This is a genomic window from Streptomyces sp. NPDC048523, assembly GCF_043199815.1.
GTDB lineage: Bacteria > Actinomycetota > Actinomycetes > Streptomycetales > Streptomycetaceae > Streptomyces.
Genome location: NZ_JBICWQ010000015.1, coordinates 24,450 through 48,771, shown reverse-complemented (window position 1 = coordinate 48,771; position 24,322 = coordinate 24,450). Strand labels below are relative to the sequence as shown.

General features: G+C 69.1%; 13 protein-coding genes. 4 read left to right on the top strand and 9 right to left on the bottom strand.

The window, feature by feature from the left end; all coding sequences use genetic code 11:
* Positions 1-182 precede the first annotated feature (182 nt).
* The 4 genes from aroC (at position 183) to ACGFWE_RS41155 (ending at position 7,484) form a co-directional block, all read left to right on the top strand.
* Positions 183-1,367, top strand: a complete 1,185-nt coding sequence (aroC, locus tag ACGFWE_RS41170; RefSeq protein ID WP_393605596.1) for a chorismate synthase — start codon at positions 183-185, stop codon at positions 1,365-1,367.
* Entirely contained in the window at positions 1,364-1,876 is a 513-nt protein-coding gene (locus ACGFWE_RS41165) for a shikimate kinase (RefSeq protein ID WP_393605594.1), read from the top strand. Before aroC ends, ACGFWE_RS41165 begins: the two co-directional genes overlap by 4 nt.
* A 284-nt stretch (positions 1,877-2,160) precedes the next feature.
* The gene (locus ACGFWE_RS41160) at positions 2,161-6,885 is read left to right on the top strand and encodes an RHS repeat-associated core domain-containing protein (RefSeq protein ID WP_393605592.1); all 4,725 of its coding nucleotides are present in this window, start codon (positions 2,161-2,163) and stop codon (positions 6,883-6,885) included.
* Between the two features lie 65 nt (positions 6,886-6,950).
* A complete protein-coding gene (locus ACGFWE_RS41155; RefSeq protein ID WP_393605590.1) occupies positions 6,951-7,484 on the top strand; it encodes an SMI1/KNR4 family protein in 534 nt (177 codons plus the stop codon).
* 198 nt (positions 7,485-7,682) lie between these two features.
* Here the strand turns inward: ACGFWE_RS41155 and ACGFWE_RS41150 are convergent, their stop codons facing one another.
* From ACGFWE_RS41150 to ACGFWE_RS41110, 9 genes are all read right to left on the bottom strand, one after another.
* On the bottom strand, positions 7,683-9,215 hold the full coding sequence (locus ACGFWE_RS41150; protein ID WP_393605588.1) for an NUDIX domain-containing protein: 1,533 nt from the start codon (positions 9,213-9,215) through the stop codon (positions 7,683-7,685).
* Between the two features lie 92 nt (positions 9,216-9,307).
* The gene (locus ACGFWE_RS41145) at positions 9,308-10,624 is read right to left on the bottom strand and encodes a TIGR02679 family protein (RefSeq protein WP_393605586.1); all 1,317 of its coding nucleotides are present in this window, start codon (positions 10,622-10,624) and stop codon (positions 9,308-9,310) included.
* Positions 10,621-14,859 (bottom strand): TIGR02680 family protein, encoded by a 4,239-nt coding sequence (locus ACGFWE_RS41140; protein ID WP_393605584.1) that lies wholly within the window; start codon positions 14,857-14,859, stop codon positions 10,621-10,623. The genes ACGFWE_RS41145 and ACGFWE_RS41140 overlap by 4 nt, the downstream gene beginning before the upstream one ends.
* Positions 14,856-16,133, bottom strand: a complete 1,278-nt coding sequence (locus ACGFWE_RS41135) for a TIGR02678 family protein (protein WP_393605582.1) — start codon at positions 16,131-16,133, stop codon at positions 14,856-14,858. The genes ACGFWE_RS41140 and ACGFWE_RS41135 overlap by 4 nt, the downstream gene beginning before the upstream one ends.
* Positions 16,130-17,746, bottom strand: a complete 1,617-nt coding sequence (locus ACGFWE_RS41130; protein ID WP_393605580.1) for a TIGR02677 family protein — start codon at positions 17,744-17,746, stop codon at positions 16,130-16,132. The genes ACGFWE_RS41135 and ACGFWE_RS41130 overlap by 4 nt, the downstream gene beginning before the upstream one ends.
* A 144-nt stretch (positions 17,747-17,890) precedes the next feature.
* Entirely contained in the window at positions 17,891-18,430 is a 540-nt protein-coding gene (locus ACGFWE_RS41125) for a hypothetical protein (protein WP_393605578.1), read from the bottom strand.
* Positions 18,427-19,599: a helix-turn-helix domain-containing protein gene (locus tag ACGFWE_RS41120; protein ID WP_393605576.1), complete on the bottom strand. Its 1,173-nt coding sequence runs from the start codon at positions 19,597-19,599 to the stop codon at positions 18,427-18,429. The genes ACGFWE_RS41125 and ACGFWE_RS41120 overlap by 4 nt, the downstream gene beginning before the upstream one ends.
* Before the next feature lie 242 nt (positions 19,600-19,841).
* Entirely contained in the window at positions 19,842-23,024 is a 3,183-nt protein-coding gene (locus tag ACGFWE_RS41115) for an AAA family ATPase (protein ID WP_393605574.1), read from the bottom strand.
* Positions 23,021-24,307, bottom strand: coding sequence for an exonuclease SbcCD subunit D (locus ACGFWE_RS41110; protein WP_393605572.1), 1,287 nt, complete (start codon positions 24,305-24,307; stop codon positions 23,021-23,023). Before ACGFWE_RS41110 ends, ACGFWE_RS41115 begins: the two co-directional genes overlap by 4 nt.
* Positions 24,308-24,322: the final 15 nt, after the last annotated feature.

Genomic DNA, 24,322 nt, shown 5'->3' with positions numbered 1-24,322 from the left:
GTCTTCACCACTGCTTGAAGGACGGCCTGGCCATACGCCTGACCCTTCTCCCGAGTCGCTTGCCGCCCTTCGGACAGCGGCGTCCGCCGCACGGTCGCTGGGCCGGTACCGCGAAGACAATGAAGCGTCTTCAACGGAGCGCGAGTGTCAAAGCTCCCCTAATACACGGAGGAGGAAAGCAATTGGGCAGGTTGCGCTGGCTGACCGCGGGGGAGTCCCACGGTCCCGCACTCGTGGCGACGCTGGAGGGTCTTCCCGCCGGTGTTCCGATCCCCACGGAGTTGGTGGCGGACCACTTGGCAAGGCGTCGGCTGGGCTATGGCCGCGGTGCCCGGATGAAGTTCGAGCAGGACCAGGTCACCTTCCTCGGCGGTGTCCGTCATGGTCTGTCCCTGGGGTCACCGGTCGCGATCATGGTGGGCAACACCGAGTGGCCGAAGTGGGAGCAGGTGATGTCGGCCGATCCCGTCGACCCGGAGATCCTGGCGGGCCTGGCGCGCAACGCCCCGCTGACCCGGCCGCGGCCCGGCCACGCGGATCTGGCGGGGATGCAGAAGTACGGCTTCGACGAGGCCCGGCCGATCCTGGAGCGGGCCTCGGCGCGGGAGACGGCGGCCCGGGTGGCGCTGGGTGCGGTGGCCCGGTCGTACCTGAAGGAGACGGCCGGCATCGAGATCGTCAGCCATGTCGTCGAGCTGTGCTCGGTGAAGGCTCCGGCCGGGGTGTACCCGACGCCGGCCGACGTGGAGCGGCTGGACGCCGATCCGCTGCGCTGCCTGGACGCGGACACGTCGAAGGCGATGGTGGCCGAGGTCGACCAGGCGCACAAGGACGGCGACACCCTCGGTGGCGTGGTGGAGATCCTGGCCTACGGTGTGCCGGTGGGCCTGGGCTCGCATGTGCACTGGGACCGCAAGCTGGACGCCCGGCTGGCCGGTGCCCTGATGGGCATCCAGGCGATCAAGGGGGTCGAGCTCGGGGACGGGTTCGAGCTGGCGCGGGTGCCCGGGTCGAAGGCGCACGACGAGATCGTGAACACCCCTGAGGGCATCCGGCGCACGTCGGGCCGTTCGGGCGGTACCGAGGGCGGGCTGTCCACGGGTGAGCTGCTGCGGGTGCGGGCGGCGATGAAGCCGATCGCGACCGTGCCGCGGGCCCTGCAGACGGTGGACGTGACCACCGGTGAGGCCGCGCAGGCCCACCACCAGCGCTCGGACGTGTCCGCGGTCCCGGCCGCCGGGATCGTGGCCGAGGCGATGGTGGCGCTGGTGCTGGCGGACGCGGTGGCGGAGAAGTTCGGCGGCGACAGCGTGCCCGAGACCCGCCGCAACGTGCGGTCCTACCTCGACAACCTGGCCATCCGATGACCCCCGTGGTCGTCCTGGTCGGCCCGATGGGCGTGGGCAAGTCCACCGTCGGGCGGCTGCTGGCCGAGCGGCTGGGCGTCGGCTATCGGGACACCGACGACGACATCGTCGCCGAGCAGGGCCGCACGATCGCGGAGATCTTCGTCGACGAGGGCGAGCCGGTCTTCCGGGCGATCGAGAAGGCCGCCGTGGCACGGGCGCTCGCCGGGCACGACGGTGTCCTGGCGCTCGGCGGCGGCTCGATCCTCGACGAGGACACCCGCTCGCTGCTGGCCGGGCAGCGGGTGCTGTACCTGTCGATGGACGTCGAGGAGGCCGTCAAGCGCACCGGCCTGAACGCCGCGCGCCCGTTGCTCGCGGTCAACCCGCGCAAGCAGTGGCGCGAGCTGATGGAGGCGCGCCGCCACCTGTACGAGTCGATCGCCACGGCGGTCGTGGCCACCGACGGCCGTACGCCCGAAGAAGTCACCGACATCGCGCTGGACGCACTGGAGTTGAAGGAAGCATGAGTGAGGCAGTGACGCGCATCCAGGTCACAACGCGCCGAGGTCGTCGTGTTGACCGGCGGGGTCCGGCCCCAGCCGATGGGGGGAACACCCGCCCCCGGCCCGCGCTGCCCCGGCCGACTGCCAACCCCTCACGCATGGTGAGGAAGAGCGCTCCAAGGAAAGCCGGATGACCGTGCCTGGTGATCGCTGATCCGAAGGAGATGCCTCCAGTTAGGGTGGCGGGGGCGCACGCTTCGGGTGGGTGTGCGTGAAGTGGCCTGAGTGGTGAGGGGTGTTGACGGGGGATGGGCTACGTCCTGCCTGGCTGGATGGACGAGATCCTGGATTTCATCGGGATCAACTGGCCGAACGTCGATGAGGACGACTACCGCGAGATGGCTGATGCCATGCGGGAGTTCGCCGAGCAGTTCGAGGGGCACGGTGCGGAGGCGCATGCGGCGGTCAGCCGCATTCTGGCTTCCAGCGAGGGTGCGGCGGTCGATGCGCTGCAGGAGCACTGGGACTTGGTGAAGTCGGGGCATCTGGAGAAGGTGCCGGATATCGCCCGGCTGTTCTCGGATGCCTGTGACGTGGTCGCGGACATCATCTACGGGATGAAGACCAAGGCCGAGATCGAACTCGGGGTCATGGCGGCCTCGATCGGTGTCAGCCTGGGTCTCGCGGTCGTCACCGGCGGCCTGTCCGCGATCGTGGGTGCGGCGGAGACGGCCGCGATGCGCCAGCTGATCAAGCGGATCATCGACGAGGCGGCGGACCAGATCGTCGATGAACTCCTGGCCCGGGTCACGGAGCCGATCACTGGCCGGCTGGAGCAGATGGTCGAGGACACCGTTCTGGACCTGACCGACAACCTCATCAAGCTCCCGCCTGCCACCGGCGGCGCGGGGGAGGGCGGTCACGGAGGCAGTCACACCGGTATGACCCTCGCCTCCGCAGGCGGGTCCTCCGCGGGCGGTGGGGGAGGGGGTGGTGGCCGGGTGTTCATCGACCATGAGGAGTACGAGAACGGGGCGGGCAAGCTGTCCCGCCACGGCGAGGCCCTGCACATCGACTCGCTCGGTTCGCTGGGCCGGGCCAAGGGTGCTTTCGGCCGCACCAGGGGCCGCGACCCGTTCACGCAGGCGTTCGACTCCGTGCTCCATGGTGCGCTCAACGGCGCTGAGAAGGCGCTGAAGAAGGTCGGCAAGCACCTCACGGAGGACGTGCCCGGCGGGTTGCGCGCCACCTCGCGCACCCATCGCCAAAACGACAGCGACATCTCCGACCGGCTCAAGGCACTCACCAAGGGTGAGTCGGACACCCCCAAGGTGCCCGGCGCCCGCAACAACGGCGGGCGGGGTGGCAAGGGCCCGGATCCGCTGAACAGTGCCCGCGATGATGCGCGCCATCATGGTGTGGAGCCGGGCAAGCGGGTCTGCCGTACTGACCCGGTCGATGTGGCCAGCGGCCAGATGCTGCTGGAACAGACCGACTTGGATCTTCCCGGCGTGCTGCCGCTGGTCCTCAAGCGCACGCACCTGTCCGACTACACCTTCGGAGTGTGGTTCGGCCGCTCGTGGACCTCGACGCTGGACGAGCGCATCGAGGTCGACATCCGCAATCAGGCGATGTGGGCGCGTGAGGACGGCACGGTCCTCGTCTACGAGCAGCTGCCCGGCCCGCAGACGCCTGAGGTCTGGCCGTTGGAGGGTCCGCGTATCCCGCTGCGGCGGATCTCCGAGATGGGCGCCCCCGATCTTGAGTTCGCGGCGAGCGACCCGCGCACGGGCTGGACGCGCTACTTCTCCAAGCCGGGTGGCAAGGGCTGGCAGCTGTGGCTGACCACGATTGAAGACCGTAACGGCAACCAGATCGACATCCACCGTGACGCCACCGGCCGCCCTCTCGACATCACCCACAGCGGCGGCTACGGCATCAAGGTCATTGGCGACCACGGTCGCGTCACCGCTCTCGCTCTTCGCGGCCAAGGTGACGGCGAATCCGCCCTGCCCGTTGCCGAGTTCGGCTACGACGACCAGGGTGACCTCACCGAGGTCATCAACTCCTCCGGAATGCCGCTGCGCTTCACCTACGACGCGCAGGGCCGCATCACCTCGTGGACCGACCGCAACGAGTCCACCTACCGCTACGCCTACGACACGGCCGGCCGTGTCGTACAGACCGTGGGGCCGGACGGCTTCCAGTCCAGCACCTTCGTCTACGACACCGAGCACCGCACGACACGCTGGACCAACGCGGTGGGCGCGGTCACCGAGTTCCGGCTCAGCGAGCGCGGCCAGATCATCGCCGAGACAGACCCGCTCGGACACACCACCGTCCAGCGCTTCGACGACCGTGACCAGCTGCTCGCGCGCACCGATCCGCTCGGCCGCACGACCGGCTTCAAGTGGGACGAGCACGGCAACCTCGTCACCGTCGAGCACGCCGACGGCCGGCATACCCACGTCACCTACAACCACCTTCACCAGCCGCTCACCATCGTCGAGCCGGGTGGCGCACGCCTGGAGTACGCCTACGACGAGCGGGGCAACCGCACTGCCGTCACGAATCCGGCCGGCCTGGGCGTGCACTACGCCCACGACGCATCCGGTGGCGTCACGGCGGTGACCAATGCCCTCGGTGAGACGGTCACGATCCGCTGCGACCGCGCCGGGCTGCCCGTGGAACTCGCCGACCCGCTGGGCGTGCCCACCCGATTCGAACGGGACCCCTTCGGCCGGCCCGTCGCGATTCATGGTCCCGACGGGCAGATCAGCCGCCTGGAATGGAACGCCGAAGGCAAGCTGCTCCGCCGCACCTACCCAGACGGCAGCACAGAGTCCTGGACCTATGACGGTGAGGGAAACTGCACCGCCCACACCGACCCGGTCGGCGCCACCACCCGTTTCGAGTACACGCACTTCGACCTGGTCGCCGCGCGCACCGGGCCAGACGGCGTGCGTTATGCCTTCGACTACGACGCGGAGCTGCGACTGCGCCAGGTCACCAACCCGCAGGGCCTGACCTGGACCTACCAGTACGACGCAGCGGGACGGCTCACCGCGGAAACCGACTTCGACGGCCGCACCCTCTCCTACGCCCTGGACGCGGGCGGGCAGCTCACCGCCCGCACCCTGCCCTCCGGCGCCGTCATCGGCTACGAGCGCGACATCCTGGGCCGCACGGTCCGCAAGAGCGTCGACGGCCACCACGTCACCTACGCCTACGACACCCTGGGTGAACTCGCCCAGGCCGCCAGTGCCGACTGCACCGTCACCTTCCAGCGCGACGCCGCGGGCCGCATCGTCGCCGAGTCCGTCGACGAGCGCACGCTCACCTTCCAGTACGACGCGCTGGGCCGCCGCACCCAGCGCACCACGCCCACCGGCGCCGTCAGCCAGTACCGCTACGACGCCGCCGGCAACCGCAGCTCGGTCTCCGCCTTCGGCAAGACCCTCACGTCCGCACACGATGCCGCGGGACGGGAGATCGCCCGGCACATCGGCCCTCACCTCGCCCTCGGCACCGCCTACGACGAGCTCGGCCGCATCGCCACCCAGTCCCTGCACCACGCAGGCGGCGAGCAGCTGTGGCAGCGCGCCTACACCTACCGCCCCGACGGACACGTCACGGCGATCGAGGACGCCCGCGACGGACGTCTGCGCCTGGACCTTGACACTGTCGGCCGGGTCACCTCCGTACAGGCGGACAGCTGGAGCGAGAGCTACGCCTACGACGAGGCCGGCAACCAGAGCACCGCCCAGTGGCCCGGCACCGGCCACCGCCAGGAAGCGGGCGGCGAACGCGAATACCAAGGCATGCGCGTCACCCGCGCCGGCAACATCCGCTACGAGTACGACTCCTCGGGCCGCATCGTCCTGCGCCAAAAGACGCGCCTGTCACGCAAGCCGGACACCTGGCGCTACACCTGGGACGCAGAAGACCGCCTCACCACCGTCACCACCCCCGACGGCACCCGGTGGCGCTACCGCTACGACCCGCTCGGCCGCCGCCTGGCCAAACAGCGCATAGCCGCCGACCACACCACGGTCCTCGAGGAGACCCGGTTCACCTGGGACGGCACCACCCTCGTCGAGCAGACCACCCACACCCCCGGCGCCCCCGACGCGATCTGCCTCACCTGGGAACACGACGGCCTCACCCCCATCTCCCAGGCCGAACGCAAACTCCACGCCGACGCCCCACAAGACGTCGTCGACCAGCGCTTCTTCGCGATCATCACCGACCTCGTCGGGACCCCGACCGAACTCGTCGACGACCAGGGCCACACCGCCTGGCGGGCCCGCAGCACCCTGTGGGGGATCACCGGCTGGGACAACGGGGCCACCGCCTACACACCGCTGCGCTTCCCCGGCCAGTACTTCGACCCCGAAACCCAACTGCACTACAACTACTTCCGCCACTATGACCCGGAAGTGGCCCGCTACCTCACCCCGGACCCTCTCGGCCTGGCCCCGGCACCCAACCCCTTCGCCTATGTCGCCAACCCGCTCACCTGGATCGACCCGCTCGGCCTCGCACCGCAGTCGTGTCGCAAGAACGAACCCGACGACCCCAGCTGGGGCGGCCGCGTCGTCTACAGCCGCGACGGGGGCCGCCCGGGCGCCATGCACGCCACCCTCGGCCTGGACATGATGGGCGCCAACCCCACCGACCCGCACGGCGACCCGCCCGGCTGGGAGAAGGACAAGGGCTACAACCGAGCCCACCTGCTCGGCGCCCAGCTCGGCGGCTCGAACTACGACCCCCGCAACTTCGTCACCATGCACTCCTACGCAAACTCGCCCGTCATGCGGCACATCGAGAACCAGGTACGCGCCGCCGTCACGAAGGGGGAGATCATCCAGTACAGCGTGACCCCCGTCTACGACGGCGCGAACAAGATCCCCCTTGGGGTACGGGTCGAAGCCCACGGCAACAACGGCTTCCAGTTCACCGAACACCGAAGCACCGGCAACACCGAGCCCACCAACTCGGCCTTCATCCCCAACAAGAAACGCGGCACCTGACCCACAGCACGCCGGTCACGCGTACGTGATAGAGCAGGACAAGCACATCCACGGAGGGAGACTTCATGAACGCCGCACTCGCCCGCCTCACCCAGCTGATCACCCCGCCCTCCGAGCCCAGGACCACGGACTGGGACGCGGTCCAAGAGCAGCTCGGCGTCACCCTCCCCACCGACTACAAGGAACTCATCCACACCTACGGCGGAAGCAACTGGGACGACTACCTCTACCTCCTCGAACCAGGCTGCCCCAATGACAACTACGACCTCATCGAATGGGAAGACCAGCAGGCCGAAGCCCTGGAAGGACTTTGGGAGTTCGAGAAGAAGCCCGACGAACTCGCGGACCTTGGCAGCCGGGTCATCCCCTGGGCCACCACCGACAACGGCGAATGCCTCTACTGGCTCGCAAAACCAGGCCAGCACCCCGACCAGTGGACCGTCATGGTCAACGAGGCCCGCGGCGACCGCTGGGAGCACTACCCCATGACCTGCACCGAATTCCTCCTCGCCGCCCTCACCGGCGACGTGCACTCCGACGTGCTCTCCTCCCGCTTCCCGCTCACCACACATGAATACCGGCAGCTGACAGCCGTCTGAACAGCCCCCCGCGATGCTGTGACCACACGGCGCCCGAGCCAACCAAGGTTCCGGGCGCCGCGCCGCGGGCCAAAGGACATTTGGAGCCTGACGTACCAGGTCCCGCCCTCTGCTCCATGGGCCCCATACCCGGCTGTTCTCGCGGGCCCAGGAGGTGTCCGTCCAGGTGATGATGCGTCCCACCGCCTGCTCGGAGAGCTATTGCACGTCCTCGGGTGTGTGTGCGTGGTCGGAGGCGTGCTCATCCCATCCCGTTTCGGAGTAGGGGCGGCCGGCGCGGATGCCCTCGATGGCAACCCGGGTGTAGGGGACGAGGTTGTCGGGAAGCGCGGTCGGGTCCCAGAACTTCCACTGAGTGCACTTGTCCGGCTCGCGCAGGTCTGGCTCGCCGGTCCAGGTCCTGGCGCGGAAGAACAGGCCCATGCGGGGCTGGTCCCCGGCCCGGTCGATGTGGTGGACGACGTGGACGAGTTCGACGTCCTGGGCCTGGATCTGCAGGCCGGCCTCCTCTTGCGCCTCCCTGATCAGGCAGGTGATGGCGCTCTCCTGCTCGCAGTGGCCGGCCAGGACGTGCCAGGTGGAGGGCGCGAACGCGGAGTCGGGGTGGCGCAGCCCGAGTAGCACTGTTCCATCGGGCCGCTCCAGGTAGAGGTGGACGCCGATGACGTTGAGGACCGTGCCGTGCGGGGAGGCCGGGCGGCGCTCCCCCTCCGATGCGGTCCCGCCCTGTGGCGCGGTGCGGGATGCGCCGACCGGGTGGCTGGCGGCGTGACGCCGTACGAGGTCGCTGGTGGTGGGTGCGATGCGCAGGCGGTGGAGGTCGTCGGGGGCGAACCAGGCCAGCATCACCCCTTCCGTCAGGTGGAGATCACGAGGGTCGCCGTTCCAGCGGCCGGCGTAGATGGCGATGGGCACGGTCGTGCCGGCGTCGCTCTTTGCTTCCTCGGTGCCGAACGGGGTCAGGTCAGTGAGGTGGAGGCCGGCTTCCTCGTGCAGCTCACGCCGCACGGTGTGTTCCAGGGTGGCGTCCTGGGGTTCTCGGCCGCCGCCCAGCAGTGACCACATGCCCGGTTCCCAGATCTGGCCGGGGAAGTAGTCGCGCAGGTGGAGCAGGTACTCGCCGCGGTCGTTGTAGATGAGGGCGGAGGCGTTGGCGGTCACCGGTTCGGCGGCGGGTGGGAGATTGAGCAGTTTCTCGCGCAGTGAGGGGGAAGTCACCCTGTCCACGGGACGCCACTCGACGCCGGCCACCTCTTCTTCCTGCAGCACCACCGGCACTTCTGCCGCGGTGAGCAGGCGGAAGAGAAAGCGGAGGTCGAAGTGCGGGTGGCCGGGTTCGCCGTTGCCCGGGTGGGCGTCGATGTCGTGGATGTCGATGTGGAACGGCACGGTCTCGTAGCCGGGCCACGGTGCCACGGCTTGGGGTGGGATCCCGGTCTTCTCGTGCAGCTCCCGCAGAGCCGCGTCTGCCAGGGACTCGTCTTCGGGTTGGGCGTGTCCTCCGGGAGCGAGTACCTTCCCGCTCGCGCGGTGCAGTCCGTGCAAGACGCGGCCGAGGGGGTCGATGACAATCGCGCCGCAAGTGACGTGTCCGGTGAGGGTGGAGCGGCTGGCGATGTCGTTTGGCCGGTCGAGGGCCTTCAGGAGGCCGCCGAGCTGTGGACGCTCGTGAGGGTGGAGGGCGAGGTAGGTTTCGACGGTGGTGCGGATGTCGTCGTGTGGCAGCGGCATGGGTGTACCTCAGAGGGCGCGGAGCGGGACGAGTCGAGGTGGTCGGTGTGGTCGTTCGTGTCAGCGCAGCCGCATCACCTTCACGGGAACCCCTACCCGTTGGACGGAGCCCGCAGGTCGCCGAGAAGGTCGGCCAGGAGCGCTTCCTCGTGCACTGCAAGGCCTCGTTGAGCCATCATGGCTTCAAGCTGCGGATCCCAGGGGGAGGGCGCAGGGGTCCCCGTGAGCGGGGTAAGCCGGTCGGCAGGCAGTGCCGCTAGTGCGTCGAGATAGTCCGTGCTGTACATGCGCCACGGGCGAGCGCCCAGTCGAATTACCCGTTCAGCGATGGCGACGCCGGGCCAGTCGAAGTCGCCATGGTAGGCGACGTTCGCTCCACTGGCGATGAGCCGTTGCAGTAATTCCCATCCTGCTGCGGACGGGTTGCCGCTGACGCACACCAGGACGCTGGGCAGGCCGTATCGTGCGGCCGCCTGAAGTACTTGCGGGTTCTCGCAGATGTACACGGTTGTTCCCGGCTCTGTCAGAGTGACATCGGGGACCGTGCGCAGCTCCTGAAGGGTCAGGTGTGTCACCAGCGCGAGGTCACGCCGGGTGCGCATCATCTGGGCCCAAGGATGCGGTCCGGGAGGGGCGAGCCGCCACACCATGACGGTTCCCGACAGGGTGTCTGTGCTGACGCCGACCCGCTCCCACAACAGCCGGCGGCTTGCCGCCGAGTCGGGCGACGGCAGTGTGCAGGCTGCCGCAATGGCCTTGAGGACTAGGAGGCTGGTGAGACGGCCCTCGTCGAGTCCGTGGGCGTCGCCGGTCGTGTGCGCGGCGAGCTCGCTCAGCTCCCACTGCTTCACAGCCTCGGCTCCGGTCCCGTCCGGGGGGTGAAGGGGCGTGTTCGTGAGTGTCTTGATGGTGCGTACGGCGCTGCCGAGGGCGGTAGTGGCCGCTTCGATGCCGGCGCGGGTGAGAATGCCGCTTCTCAACTCCCTAAGCCAGTCGCCGATCCAGCCCGCATGGGCTAGGCCTGCTTCGGTGAGGTCGGCATCCAGTTGCTGCCAGAGCGCTGTCCACGCTGTCTGCTGTGCCTCCTTGGCCGACATCCGGTCTTGCAGGGGGTGGCCGGTCAGATCTGCCACGACGCTGACGAGGCCGCATTGGGCGGCCGATGCCCTCAAGGCAGCGTCCAAGGAGCCCAGTTGGATGCGGCGTAGGCCGGGCTCGAGCCGGGTGCCGAGTAGCCCTCCCAGCCGGTTGGCACCTTCGGCGTCGAGCTGGGCTTGCACCGTGCCGGTGGGGGCCAGGCGATTGCGCTCCAGCCGTTTGCGGGCAGCGGCCCATAGCGCGGTGAGGCTGGGGTCGTTGAGGTAGCTGCGGATGGGGGCGGGGAGCCGGGGGAGGGAGTGGGTGCTCATGATGCGGCACGCAGGTGGCGGGTGCGGCCGTCCCAGTGGACGTGTGTGGTCACGGCCGCCGTGCCTTCGGCACGGCGCACTTCGTAGGCGTCCAAGGCAGGAACTTCTGGGAAGAATCCCCACAGGGCGTGTCCGGTCATGACGAAGTCGAGGTCCAGGCGGACCAGGAGCACCATCAGTTCACCGATGGTGCGGTGGTCGACTTTGGCGAAGGCGTCGTCCAGGAGGATCAGCCGCAGTGCCCGGCCGGTGTCGGGCAGGCTGCTGAGGTAGGCGTCAGCGGCGGCGAACAAGGTCACGTAGGACACGAAGCGGGTTTCACCCTGTGAGAGCTTGGCACGGCGGCTGATCTTGCGCTCCTGGCCCGGCTCGGGACCGGTGATGAAGGCGTCCACGACGTGCCAGGCCCGATAGTCGAGTGCCGTGCGCAGGTGGGTGGCGTATCCAGCCTGCGGGTCGTCGCTGTAGGCGGTGTCCACGAGTGCCTTGAGTCGACTGATGAGTTCTTCGGACTCCGCCTCGCGCAGCACATGGACGTCGCGTTTCATCAGCTCCTTGATCCGCGTGATGTGCTCGTTGGCCGAATCGGCCAGCCGCCAGCGGATTTTGACACCGATGCCGTGGCTGGTGGTGATGGGCTGAAGCGAGGCGTTCATCGCCTTGATCAGGCCTTCGGCCTCGAGGATGCGGTTGCGGAGTTCTTCGGCCATCCCGCCCAGGACGAAGTTGTGAAAGGCCGTGCGCTCCCGCTGCGTCAGTGCGCTGCGGCCGCGATCGCGTCGTTCACGCAATTCGACTGCGGCATCGGCGATATGGCGCCGACCGCCGGCATCTGTCAGTTCCACGATATGGAGTTCGTCCTCGATCGTTACCGTCACGTCGTAGGCGCCTGCAGTGTGGCGTTCCAGTACCGACTGGGCGCGCACCAGCGCTGTGGCATCGGCGGTGCTGTCCGGCCGCTGGACCGCTGCCCGGACCTCGCGCACCGCTGCAAGGACGTTGTCTGCACTGGTGCTCGCCGACAGCAGTTCCGCAGGCGCGACCGAGCCCGGGACCAAGGCCACGGCCAGAGCCGGATGGTTCAGCCGCCGGTGCAAGGACTGGGCCTGCTGGATGAGGGCAGCCCGTGCTTCCTGCGCTTTCTCCCGGGCTCCCTGCGCCTTCTCCCTGGCCGCGGCCACCTGACCGGTCAGCGAGAGTACCTGGCTGTTGGTGCGCTGCAGGATCTCCTTTGTCTGCTTCAGTTCCCGTTCGGCTGCGTCGAGACGGTCGTGTACCTCCTGGGGGCTAGATCCGAGGCTCTCTCGCAATGCGGCCAGCGCGGACGCCTCCCGCGACCAGTCCAGGCCTGCCGACTCGGCGTGTTCTTCTGCCTCACTGCGGCGGTCGCGGACTGTGTGCAGGCGGGCAAGCAGAAGCTGCTGGCGGGCGAGATGCTTCTTGACCGCTTCGCAGGCGCGGTCCACATCCCTGCACATGGTCTGCGACTGCTCTGCACAGACCTGCATGGCTCGCAGGCCCTCTGCATCGTCAGGCATCCCCAGGGCCGCGCAGACCTCACGATGGCTGCGTTGACGGGCTGTCCAGGCCCGCTGCATCCGCTCTGCCTCTTCCGCGAGCGTGCCTGCTTTCCTGCGGCTGGAAACGGCGTCCGAGCGGGCTGAGATTGCCTGCAGGCGCAGCGTCACAAGCTTTGCGGAGCGTGGAGCCTCCACCAAGTGGCTCTCCAGATCCTGCAGCCAGGCCTCCAAAACCTCCTGCTGCTCACTGCGCAGGTGTGCCGCCTGCTGCAACTGCTCAAGCAGCACGTCGATCTCGGCGAGACGGGCCGCGCGGGCGGTTGCACGCGCAGTGGCTCCGATGTAGCGGGCAGCGGCGGGCAGGTGACGTCCGGTCAAAGGACCGTTGCCCCACGAGCCGTCGGACGACACCCAGGTGGGATGCCCAGGACTCAGGGCGACCTGATCCAGGACAGCGTTTACGCGTGCCGCCTGCCTGCGGTCGCTTGTGGCCGGGACCAGCAGCGTGCGCAGCGAGCGCAGCGCCGGGGGGCCCTCCGTCCCCAGCAGCAGCTGGCCGCTCTTGGCGACCACCTCACCGTCCTGCGTCAGCGTGCCGTACAGCAGCCCCGAGGCCAGCAGAGCGCCCTCCACGCCGGCCCGGACGGGTGCGCCGACCTCGGGACGGAATTCCAGCAGCTGCCACAGTGCCGGTGCACCGGCAGGCGGGCTGTCCAGCCAGTCGGGCACCGCCGGTGGCATGTCGCGCTCCCGGCGCAGTTCCCCGGCTTCGGCCAGCAGCTGCTCACGCCGGGCGTTGTCCTGTTGCGCCTGTGCGGCCAGCGCGGCCATCTTCTGTGCATGCCGGGCCCGGGCCGGTGCGGCCACCTGCTGGGCGACGGCGTCCAGGAGGGCAAGTTCACGGTCGGCTTCCGGGCTGGCGAGTACGTCACCGGCCAGGGCCTCGACGTCGTCCAGGAGGGCGGCGACGGCTGTACTGCTCCAGTCAATCTCGCCCAGCAGGCGCTGCGAGCGCGCGGACTCAGTCCAGGTCCGCCAGGCCGCGGCCAACTCCGCTGCCGCTTCATCGCGGTCCGTTTCCGCCTGCTCAGCTTTACCTGCGGCCCCATTGGCGTCCTCGGCGGCGTCTTCGGCCCGGTCCTGTGCGCGCCGAACTTTCTCCAGGGAGGACGCCAGTTGGTCGGCCTCGCCGGCTCGTGCGGCTGCCTGCTGGGCCCGGGTGGCAGCGGCGGAGCGCAGGGCTGGGGTCGCAGCGAGCAGTGAGTCGGTTGTCATGGCGATGTGGTCCGGTGTGGGGACGAGATGGAGTGCTACCGGTCGGCTGACGGGCTCAGGATCGGCATCCGCTGCCGTGCGCACCGGCTCCACCACGGGATCCGGCGGCAGCACCTCGATTCCCGGGCCAGGGGGCAGCGGGGTATTGAGACCTGCCCGGACCAGCAGTTCGCTGGCCTGCTGGGCGATCTGAGCTGCCTCGTCCGCCGCGCTCTTGGCGTCCTGGGCCGCTTCATTGCACGCGTCGGCGCTGCGCTGTTCTTCCTCGCGAGCCCCGTGGGCGGTGGCCATGGCGTTGCGGGCGGCCGCTTCCAGAGCCTGCAAGGTGCTGAGGCGTTCGCTGAGTTCCCGGGCAGCTTTGTACTCGCTCGACTGCCGGATTCCGTCAACAGTTGCTTCCAACTCATCGCGGTAGCCATCCAGTTCCCTGAGCTGGGCTACCGCATTGGCATGATCGCGGACGAGCTGGACGTGTGTCTTCTCCCGCCCGGTGGCCGTCGCGTCGGTGTCTCGGGCCAGGACGGCCGCAGCCTGGGTGCGGTCACTGGCGGCGATACAGACGCCGGTGGCGTAACGGGTGTAGACCCTGAGGAAGTCTGCGACGTGACCGTAGGCGGTTTCCAGCCGGGCCAGCGCGGCCCGGGTCTCTTCCAGCCCGTCGAGTTCCTCACCCGCGGTGGCGATGGCCTTGTCGGACAGCGGGGGCAGGGCGTCGGAAAGGATCTGGGGCAGGCGGCCTTCGTCGATGCGATTGCCCACGTCGGGTGAGCGCAGCGTGTGCAGCAGCTGGAGCAGTCCTGTATACCGCTCTCGCCCCTGGTCACCGTGGAGCCCGAAGACGGCCGTGCGTACCCGGTCTCGGTGGACATCGGGAGATGAGGTCAGACGGTCCGCTCCGATGACGGCGGCCAGGCCTTCCTTCGACAGCGGGACCCGGCTGGTGTCGAGGAGGACCAAGTCCTCATCGACCCGCAGGGGAGTGAGGAAGTACCAGGCCTTTGCTTCCGCGGTGCTGTGCGAGAAGCGGATCAGGGCGCCTGTGGTCAGAAACTCCGTGCTCTGTTCTCCGCCGTCGCCCTCCACATCACGGGTGACCTCCAGCCACACGTACCCGAGCCGGTTGGCCTGGCCGTCGCCGCCGGCCCGCATCAGGTCTTCCAGCCGAACCTTGCCGGAGCCGGTGGCATCCATGCGGCGCCGGTCGGCGTCCAGGACGAATGGCAACAGCATCTCCAGGGCCCTCGACTTGCCTGACCCGTTCGAGCCGCGCAGGACCAGGCGGCCGCCGGAGAGATCGAAGCGCTGGTCGAAGTAGAACCAGACGTTCACGATTCCTGCCCGGTTCAGCCGCCACCGGTTCGGATGGGTCGCATTGGCGTGCGCTCGGCCGTCGGCCGGGCTCTCAGGTTTACGCGGGCCGGGAAAGGCGAGGGCACTCACAATGCCTCCCCAAGGAAGGACTCAGTGAACAGCGTGTCGGCAGGTGGCGCACCGCCGCCTTCGGGCGGTGTATCGGCAAGCCGCCGTGCGGCACGCGTCGGCTGAGCGTGCGGCTCGGGTCGGTAGCGGGCCGCGGCCGGATGCAGCACCAGGCCCTCGGGCAGACTGCGGGCAAGCGACATGGATTCCAGCAGGGCCACGACCTCCTTCTGCAGACGCGCCGGATCGGCAATGTAGGCACCGGCCCAGGCCCTGGAGTAACGCGAGGCCAGGCCGTCCAGTTCGCTGCGGACCGTGTCCCACGGCGTCAGCAGGCCCGGGACATCTGCCGCAGCGCCGGGGACGTGGTGACCAGCCGAGGGCCGGGCCAGATCGGTCAGTGCATCGGTCAGTAGCAGCGCTGCCTGGCGCACAGTGCCCGGTCCCGGATAGGCCACATCACTGAGGGTTCCTTCGGTGTCATAGGCCAAAGCTCCCTCCGCCCTGACCTCCAGCGTCAGCCCGAAGTGCTCCTCCAGAAGGCGCGTCAGCTCCGAACGTTCTCGGGACAGGACGTCACGCTCGTCCTCCGGGAGCTCTTCTCGTCTCACCAGCGGGTTCTCCACCAGTCGGCGGCGCAGACTGCGCCGGGGCTCCGTCGCCCCGCTCGGCAGCTGAGCCGCCAGGTCGGCGAGGGAGGCCACATTGCGCAATGGGCGGGGGAGCACATGTGGAAGCAACGGACGGTGGATCTGCAGCACACCTTCCTCGCGCCGTTCACTCCACGCGGACAGTGATCCGTCGGTCTCGGTGAGCACACCCCAGTCGATGAGGAGTCCGATGGCCTGGACCAGGCGGCGGTTTTCCGAGGGAGTGTCGCGCAGTTCGACACCGGCTGAGGCGGCATCGGCCCGTACCTGTTCGACCAGCGAGGAGATCAGCAGCCATTCCCCGGTGCCGGGTGTGAGCAATGCGGCACAGGCCAACGAGAACAGCGCATAAGTCTCCGGGGTGAAGGGCGGGCTGTCGCCCCGCTGGACGGGCCGCAGCGGACCGTCCGGGCTCGGGGGCGTCTTCACCAGCCGGGCAAAGGAGGTCTCAACGATGAGGTGATAGCTCAGGAGCTTGGCGAAGGTGGACCGCAGCGCGGCGGAATGCCTGCGAACCACGGCCAGTTCGTCCGGCTGTCGGTGCGACGTGAGCACCGGGCAGGTGAGCAAGGTACGGGCCGCCAGGCGCCGTTCCGCCGCCTCGTGCTGCGCTGTGGAGCCCGGCGGCCTGTTGTCCCCGCTCACAGGACGCCTCCTGCTTCCGCGGGCGGCTGCTGGTCCTCTCCTGCGTCGGCGGCGCTTTCGTCTGCCGCGCTCTCACCCGCTGCATCACCGGGGCGGACCCCGTCGGCGGCGGAGGCTTTGAGAGCCAGACACAAGAAGGTCGTGTCGCCGTCGTCCGATCTGATCACGGTGTCGGTGTCCGACTCCGCGACGTTCACGGCGACGTTGAGCTCGACGTCGTCCACGCGCACCACTTCTGACAGGCTGACTTCCTTGGCCAGAGCCATAGACACCAGCTCCAGCAGCAGGTCACGGGCTGCGGGAGTGAGGAGCACTCCGTCCAGCACACCGGCAGCAGCGAGTTCAGCTCCGGCCGTCCGCCGGGCCGCGAGTTCCTGGGCGGCCTCTTCCTGCAGACGGGTGATGTCCAAGCCCGGGTCGGGCACCCGCGCGGTGCGGCCGCGCGCGGTGCGGTCACCGCGCTCCCGCAAGGAGACCGGGACATCCACGGGGCTCGCGTCCCACCACGAGGTCGAAGCGGTGTCGCGGGAGCCGGCCTCCTCGGGTCCGAAACTCACATGACGCGCGGGGTAGGCGCCGAAGGCGGCCGAGAAGCCGCGGTGGGCCTCTTCGACACTGGCCTGCGCGAACAGCCCGGCCAGGTGCATCAGGTCGCTGCGCCTGGCTCCTCCGGTGCCACCGGGGGTGAGCATGCGCCGCGCGTTGGTGAGCAACTGCCCCAGAGCGGACTCGGCCGCGGCCCGCAGCTGCGCCGGGCCGGACAGGCCGCCCTCCCCGCCGCTGTACCAGGCCTGCAGCTCCGCCCAGTCGTTGTATTGCCGTCCGGGCAGCCGTTCGACGGGGGCGCCGTCCGCGGAGGACAGGCCCGGCAGGCTGTCGAGGGCGTTCAGGACATGGTCCAGGACCGGCTGGAGGTCTTCCAGGCATTTCAGGACCGCGGGTGAGTGCCGGGAGACGTCGGTGTCGATGAGGTGGACGTATTCCAGCAGCAGGCCCTTGAATGACGCGTACTCCTCGCCGGCCAGGTCATAGCGGACCAGTACGGACGACAGATAGGCGTAGAAGTCGCGGATGCTGTCGGCGAAGTACGCCTGGTTGGTGAACACGGTGGTGACGTCGGCTGCCAGGGCCTCGGCGTCGATGGAGCGGGGATGGTGGGCCTGGCGGAGGATCTTCGACAGCAACGTGGCCATGCTGCCGAGCAGTTCGCGCGCAACCTCTCGTGCACCGTCCCGCATCTGCAGGACCTTGGTGACCTGTCGGTGGACCGTGCCGCCGAGCCGGGTGACCTGGAAACGGGCCCGGGTGTAGCGCAGCGCTGCGACCGTGGGAACACGGGGATCACGCGCGGACGGCATGAGGTTCTTCCAGCGGACCAGGCTGCCGCACCGGGTCTCCGCATCCTCCGGGGACAGGACGATGCCGCGCTTCTCCAGGGCCTCGCTGACCTCCGCGGCGGACAGGTCGGTCAACAGCGTCTGCGTGAACTGGTCCATGATGGCGAGGTATTCGGCCGCGTTGTCGGCCGTCACATACCGGAAGAGATCCCGCCGCTCGTCTAACTCGTCTTCGGAGCCGTCTTCGCCCCCGAAGTAGCCTTCCTCCACTCCCATCCCCCTCTGGCGTTCTCGGCCGCGAGGGGCCCAGGAAGGTGTCGATGGTCAGATTAGGGCGGGACGCCCCCGCTTCCTGGCCTTTGATCGGCAAGGACCGAAAATGATCGGTTTTTGGCAGGACGTTCAGCCTGCGGAGGCGGGCTAGCGCAGCAGGCCGGAGGGATCGGCCGGTAGGGAGAGGTGCCGGCCTGCATCCCGCATGAGCTGCAGGAGCTTGTAGGCATCGGTGTGAGTGATGTCTCCCGCGCTGCATCCATAAGCCATCACGTCCTGCGTCTCCAGGGTGGTGATGCCTTGGCGTCGGGCGTGATCACACGCTGCGCGGTCGTCGCTGAGCCAGAAGGAACCCCTGAAGTCCGGCCAGCGCTGGATGATGTGCAGTGTCTGGGCCTCTCCCAGATGTTGCAGCGGCGCGCTGGCGGAGCCGCCGAACGCGGCCGTGCGTACGCGTTCGACCATGTCTGTCTCAAAGTCCTCGATCTCCAGGGGCTCTCCGAGCCATCCGTCGGCCGCCACGTTGGCGAGCTGGGGATGGGCGCTCTGGGCAGACCTGCTCGCTTCGTAGGCGACGGCTTGGGTCCACCGCCCTCGCCCGTTGAGGATGTTCTCGAGCAGCCCGAGGGCGTCGGCGGAGGCGAAGTTGCACAGCACCGTGTTGTCGGGAAACCACCATGAGGTCACGGAAAGAAGGCCAGTTCTGCGGGGCCGGTCACTGTGGCGTCAGACCGTGGGATCTTCTCCGACGGCCCGGGGCCAGGATGGAAAAGGTCCAGTAGCCGGTCGGCGTCCAGCCCGGTCACGGTGGCGACGAGCCGGATGCTGATGTCGCCCCTCACGTAGGCGGAGACGGCCAGTTTGGCCAGACTGGCGGAGTACCAACCATCGCCGGCCTGCTGGGCGTACCGCATGTGCCGGCCGGGGTCTCCCGCGTGCAGTGCCGCCATGCGGGTGGTGGCGGCCGACCATGAGCGACGCTGTTTGCCGCTGATGATGCCGAGCGTATGCAGTCGTGTTGCCATCGCGCTGGGGGAGACCTGGTACTCCCAGGACAGGGACAGCAGCGCTTCTTCGTTCAGGCTCCCCGCGTCGGCAGCGCTCTGTGCCACTTCCTTGTGCGGCATGAGCAGTTCGGCGGCGAAGGCGTTGGCCCTGACTTCGGCCTGGCCCTCGTCGATGTTGGGGGCGATGTGTTCGGTCAGGGGACGGTCTATGGCATCGCCAGCCAGGATGTGGCCCAGTTCGTGGGCAAGGGTGAAGCGCTGACGAGTCCACACATCCGTGCGGCCGACGAGGACAAGACGGAAGTCTCCGGTGTCCCACGACAGCCCGTCGAGGCCGTCAGGGAGGTCGGTGGTCGCGGCGATGAGGCCGAATACCTTCTCCCACTGCTCGGCGAGCCCGCGCGCGGTGACGCCGCGTGGGCTGAGGCCGATCACGGCGGAGGCGTCCTCGGCAAGCCGCGATCCCTGCGCGATGGAGTCGGACTCGTCGGGCAACGGGGGCAGCTCCGGCAGGTTCAGGCGGTGTCCCACACTGGCCAGCGCGTCGATGATCTCGGCATGGCGCAGCACTGCCGCCTTGCTGTCATCCGGCGCTGCCGCGCCGCGTGCGCGGGTGCGGGCCGCCAATGCCGTGGCTCTGCGAGGCTCCGTACCGTGCAACAGCCAGTCGACCGTGGTGTGCCCCTGTTCGGCGATGAGCGCCAGTTCCAAGGAGGTGAAGCGCCGTGTGCCGTTGAGAGACTTGCTGAGCTTGTCGGCGGACATCCCTATGCGCTGCGCGAACTGCGCCTGGGGCTCGCCGATGCCGTCGAGCACCTGGCGCACCCGCGCGTTCAACGATTCCGTCATTACTCCACCGTAAGCACGCGTTGCGAAAATCGCAACGAAGTGATCGTGGGTGGTCCTGTTCGATCGTTCCTGAGTATGACGGTGTCCCCCAGCGTCCGTGAGTGAAGAGCCCGTGCTGTGTAACGACCCCGGCCGCCTCACGTGACGGCGCCGCACGCATCCGCGCCGGTGCGGTGCTGAGCCCGCCACCTTGCCAGCTGCTGTACCGCTGCCGGACAGGCCGCGGTGGGCGGAGCGCGCGCTCACGCCAGGTCCGCGAGGTTGTGCAGGTCATCGCGGACGAGGCTGTCGCGTTCTGCTGCGGTGAGCCAGCGCGCCGTTGAGCCGCGGTGGTCCTTTTCCACCCACAACACGTCGTGCACGGTCTCGGCGACCGGCCGCAGGTGGCTGATGACGGCCAGGAGCTTGTCGGTGCCGACGTTGGTGCGCAGGACCTGCAGGGCGCTGTCGAGGGCGGCGGTGTCCAGGGTGCCGAAGCCTTCGTCGAGGAAGAGGCTCTCCAGACGGGTGCCGCTGCGGCCGTGCATCTCCATCAGCGCGAGGGAAAGGGCCAGGGAGGCCTGGAAGGTCTCCCCGCCGGAGAGGGTGCGCGAGCTGCGGCGGGCCTGGGTTGAGAGGCTGACGATGTCGAAGTCGTCGGCGAAGCCCAGCCGGCCGCCGGACAGCTGCTGCAGCAGTTCGCTGCCGTGCGCGAGCAGAGCGCGGGTGCGCAGGTCGGTGAGGTGGCCGAGGAACTTCCCGTCCGTCAGGTGGGCGCTCACCGCCTGCCATGCGGTCAGCTGGCACTCACCGGCGGTGATGGCTGCTGTCAGCCGGTCTTTGTGCGGGATCTGGGACAGAGCCTGCTCCTCGTCCTGCTGGGCGCGCCCGGCCTCGTTGCGCAGGGTGCCTGCCTGGCTGCTCAAGCCGTCCAGGAGAGTGGGGTCCAGCGGGTCCGTCTCGGCACTCACCTGCAGGACGGCCGCATCGGGATAGGCAGCGGTCACTGCTTGCGCGTGCACGGACAGCCGCGCGGTGAGCTCCGCCGTGGCTGCACGTGCTGCGGTGTCGTATTCATCCAGGGCCGCCAGCAGCAGGGTGCTGACCCTGTCCAGGGCTGCGGCGTATCCCTGCGTGGCCGTCAGGCCGTGCGTCTCGGCCGGGGTAGGCAGCGCGGGACGCTGCGCCTCCTTGATGAGCGCGGCCGCGCCGAGCGCGCTGTCCGCCCATCGCTGCAGCCGGGCCGCGAGTCGGTGCAGAGGCTGGGCAACCTCCTGCTGCCGGCGTTCGTTCAGCTCATTCCGCGTGGTCAGCAGTGACTGCACCAGCTTGCTCAGCTTCTGCTGCTGTTCGGAAAGCTCCTGTTGACGCACCTGCTCGTGCCGCACGGCCTCGGCGGCGGCTTCCAGCTGTTCAGGGACGGGGAGCGTCGGCTGCTGGGGCAGATGCGCATGCGCGAGTTCGGGCAGTGCGGACACACTCGCCACCAGACCGCGACGCTCGGTCTCCAGGCGCTCGGTGGTCTGGCGCGCCTGCACACGCCTTTTCTGTGAGGCGAGCGTGGCCGTTTCCAGCGCAGCCCGCGCGGCGCCCTGCTTGGCCTCCTGCTGCGCCAGCTCATTCTTGCTGGCGGCGGCTGCCTCCTGCATCTGTGCAACACGGCCGCGGGCGTCCCGCAGCAGTGCGTCCGCCAGGTTCTCCTGCTCGGAGGCGGTCGGCGGCGCGGATTCGGCCCCGCGGGTCAGAGCCGCTGCGGCAGCGCTCTCCAGCTCCTTTGCATATACAGCGGGCTGAGGGTGGCCGCTGCATGCGGCGAGTTCCTGGGCCCCCTCTCGTACCGTGGACAGCGAAGCCTCCATCAGAGCGGTGGCTTCTTGCACCTGGCGCCGGTGTTCGTCCTCGGCTGCCTGGAGCTGTTCGACCTCGAGCGCGTGCCAGGCGTGCTCCCGCTCGGCGTCGGCCAGCGCGGCGGAGGCCTTCTCCACCGTGGCCGTGGCACGCTCAAGGGCCTCGGCGTCCTGGGGCTGCGGCGGCCGGTAGTCCTCCGGCAGCGTTCTGATGCAGACGGGACAGCCGTCTCCCGCGGCCAGCCCGTCGCCGGCCCTGTGCGCCGCCTCCTGGCGATGGATGCCGTCCAGCACGCCCTGCGCCCGCGCCTTCACGGCCCGGGCCTCGCCCAGATCGCTGCCGGGAGGTGCCTGCACCAAGGCAGTGAGTTTGTCCCGCGTGAGAGTCTGAGCGGCACGCTGCTGGGCGAGTGCGCCGGCCGCTTCACCGGCGCGGCGGACGGCGGTCGTCAGTGTCTGCAACGCCGCGGCGGCCTGATCCGCTTCGTCCTCGGCATCCTGCAGCTGCCCGCACAGTTCCTCGACGAGCTGCTCGCCCTCCCGCAGCTCACCCGCGCGCCGGGCAAGGTCTTCCTCTTCGCCCTCCAGCTCGGCCAGGAGCTCGGCGTGCGCGGTTTCCCCGTCGGTGAGGGCGGTGAGCCGGCCGGGCAGATCCCGAAGGACCTGCGCGGCACCGGCCAGGGCATCGGGCGCCAGACCGGCCGCGGCGGCCGCATCCCGCTCGGCGGTGACGGCCTGGAGCTCGGCGCGGGCCGTGCCCTCGGCCTCGGCATTGGCCTCCTGCAACTGCTGCAGTTGGTCCTGGGCCTGCCGGACGGCGGCGGTGATGCTGCCGTAGTCCGGGACACGGCGCTCGGTGAGTGCCAAGGCGGCATCTGCGGCCAGGCGGGCCTGTTGCCCGGACTGCGCCGTCTGGGCCTGCAGGCGGCGCAGCTCGGTCAGCCGGCCGCTGAGGTCCGCAGCACCGGAGTCGGCCCGTTCGCGGCGTTCCCGGGCCGCTCGTGCCTGCGCACGCGGATCCTCGTCCAGCCGGGCGTCTTCGCGTTGCGCCTGGCTGATGAGGTCCTTGAGACGGTTGCTGGAGTCGATGGCGAGCTGCCGCACGCGCTGCAGCTCATCGACGCCGAAAAGGGACTTCAGGATGCCGGTGCGCGCGGCGTCGCCCGCGTTGAGCAACTCGTCGAAGCGCCCCTGCGGCACCAGGACGGAGGACTTGAAGGTGATGTAGTCGATCCCGATGACCTTGCGGACGGCCTCGTCGACGGCGCCCACCCCGTCGATGTGCCGGCCGTCCGGGCCCGTCAGCCGTGCCTGGGTGCGGCGGGTCTCGTGGAAGACGCGATGAACCGTCCACTCCCGGCCCTCCACCGAGAACACCAGGTCGACCATCATGGCTGGACAGTCGTCTGAGCGCAGCTGTGCGACGCGGTCGGTCCAGGAGCATTTGCCGTACAGGGCGGCTGTGACGGCTTCCAGGATGCTGGTCTTGCCCGCGCCGGTGTCACCGAGGATGCCGACGAGGGCCTTGCCGGTGAAGTCAATTGTGCAGGTGCCGGGATAGCTGCGGACTCCCGAGAAGGTCAGGCGGACGATCTTCATGAGGTGGTCTCCGAAGTGCCGTGGGCGGCGCTGGTCCAGGGGGTGGCGAGGGCTTCGCTGAGAAGCTGCTCGGCGGGGGAGTCCGGCAGTACGGAGTCGGATGTGTTCAGCAGATCGGCGAACGCGGCCACGACGTCGTCGGCGCTCTGCCCGGGCGTGCCGGCATCGGCGAGGTAGGCGCTGAACGCCGCCGTGACGTCCAGGGTCTCGTTGTCGACGGCGTCGGCCCCCGTCAGCACGGTCGCCCGGGTGGCAGCACAGTCTTCCTCGACCTCCACCAGGACTGTCTCCGGGACCAGTTCGGCGACCTTGTCTCCGAGCCGGGGGACAGGCTCGTCGCTGCGGATGACCGCCTTGAGGTAGACGCCGTTGTACTGGGCTGCGTCGGTGCGCAGTTCCTCGAGGGTGCCGTGGAAGCGGGCCAGGCGGCGCCCGGAGTGCAGCGTGTGCGGGGTAATGAGGGTGCGCCTGCCGGGGGCCGCCTCGACGACGGTGACGCTCTTGGTCTCCTCGCTCTCGCCGAAGTCCATCTGCAGCGGACTGCCGGCGTAGCGGGCGGGCAGTCGGCCACTGCCGACGGGCTGGGGTTTGTGGATGTGCCCGAGGGCGCAGTAAGCGACCTGCGGCAAGGCGTCGGGGTCGGTGGCATAGGGCTCGCGCACCTCCCACATCCGCTCACTCTGGCCCGGCATGGCGCTGGCAACGAACTGGTGGCCGGTGAACAGCAGCACGTCACGACCGGGCTCGTAACCGTCGTGCAGCCGGGAGAGCAGCCCCTCCTGCAGCTCACGCACGCCGGCCGCGTAGACGCCCTCCGTGGTCCCGAACCCGGGGAACAGGTGCAGGTAGCGGTTGGGGTGCACATATGGCAGGGCGGCCAGACGGATGCGTTCGCGCCCGTCACGACTGTCGAAGTCGAGCACCGTGCCCGGGTCCGTGTCGCCGCGGCTGTGCACGAACCGCAGACGGCCCTGGTCGGCGTCGGGCCACAGCGTGCACACATAGTTCAGCAGGTCGAACAGCTCGGGGGAATCGTGGTTCCCGCCCAGGACCACGGTAGGTGCGATGCACGCCAGGGCATTCAGGCAGCGCATCGCGCGCAGGACGTCCTTGTGCGCGGGCCGGAAGGAGTCGAACAGGTCACCGCTGTGCACGATCAGATCCGGCTGTTCACGCTCCGCTATGGCGGTGATCTCGGCCAGGACGGCGTCGAATTCCTCGTCCCGGGAGCGGCGCGCCAGCGCGCGGCCCAGATGCCAGTCGGATGTGTGCAGGGCTTTCATGAACGGCTCTCCTCA

Excerpts from the sequence above, each read along its gene's own strand:
- ACGFWE_RS41165 (WP_393605594.1), top strand. The coding sequence starts at position 1,364 with ATGACCCCCGTGGTCGTCCTGGTCGGCCCGATGGGCGTGGGCAAGTCC.
- ACGFWE_RS41160 (WP_393605592.1), top strand. The coding sequence starts at position 2,161 with ATGGGCTACGTCCTGCCTGGCTGGATGGACGAGATCCTGGATTTCATC.
- ACGFWE_RS41155 (WP_393605590.1), top strand. The coding sequence starts at position 6,951 with ATGAACGCCGCACTCGCCCGCCTCACCCAGCTGATCACCCCGCCCTCC.
- ACGFWE_RS41150 (WP_393605588.1), bottom strand. The coding sequence starts at position 9,215 with ATGCCGCTGCCACACGACGACATCCGCACCACCGTCGAAACCTACCTC.
- ACGFWE_RS41145 (WP_393605586.1), bottom strand. The coding sequence starts at position 10,624 with ATGAGCACCCACTCCCTCCCCCGGCTCCCCGCCCCCATCCGCAGCTAC.
- ACGFWE_RS41130 (WP_393605580.1), bottom strand. The coding sequence starts at position 17,746 with ATGGGAGTGGAGGAAGGCTACTTCGGGGGCGAAGACGGCTCCGAAGAC.
- ACGFWE_RS41120 (WP_393605576.1), bottom strand. The coding sequence starts at position 19,599 with ATGACGGAATCGTTGAACGCGCGGGTGCGCCAGGTGCTCGACGGCATC.
- ACGFWE_RS41115 (WP_393605574.1), bottom strand. The coding sequence starts at position 23,024 with ATGAAGATCGTCCGCCTGACCTTCTCGGGAGTCCGCAGCTATCCCGGC.
- ACGFWE_RS41110 (WP_393605572.1), bottom strand. The coding sequence starts at position 24,307 with ATGAAAGCCCTGCACACATCCGACTGGCATCTGGGCCGCGCGCTGGCG.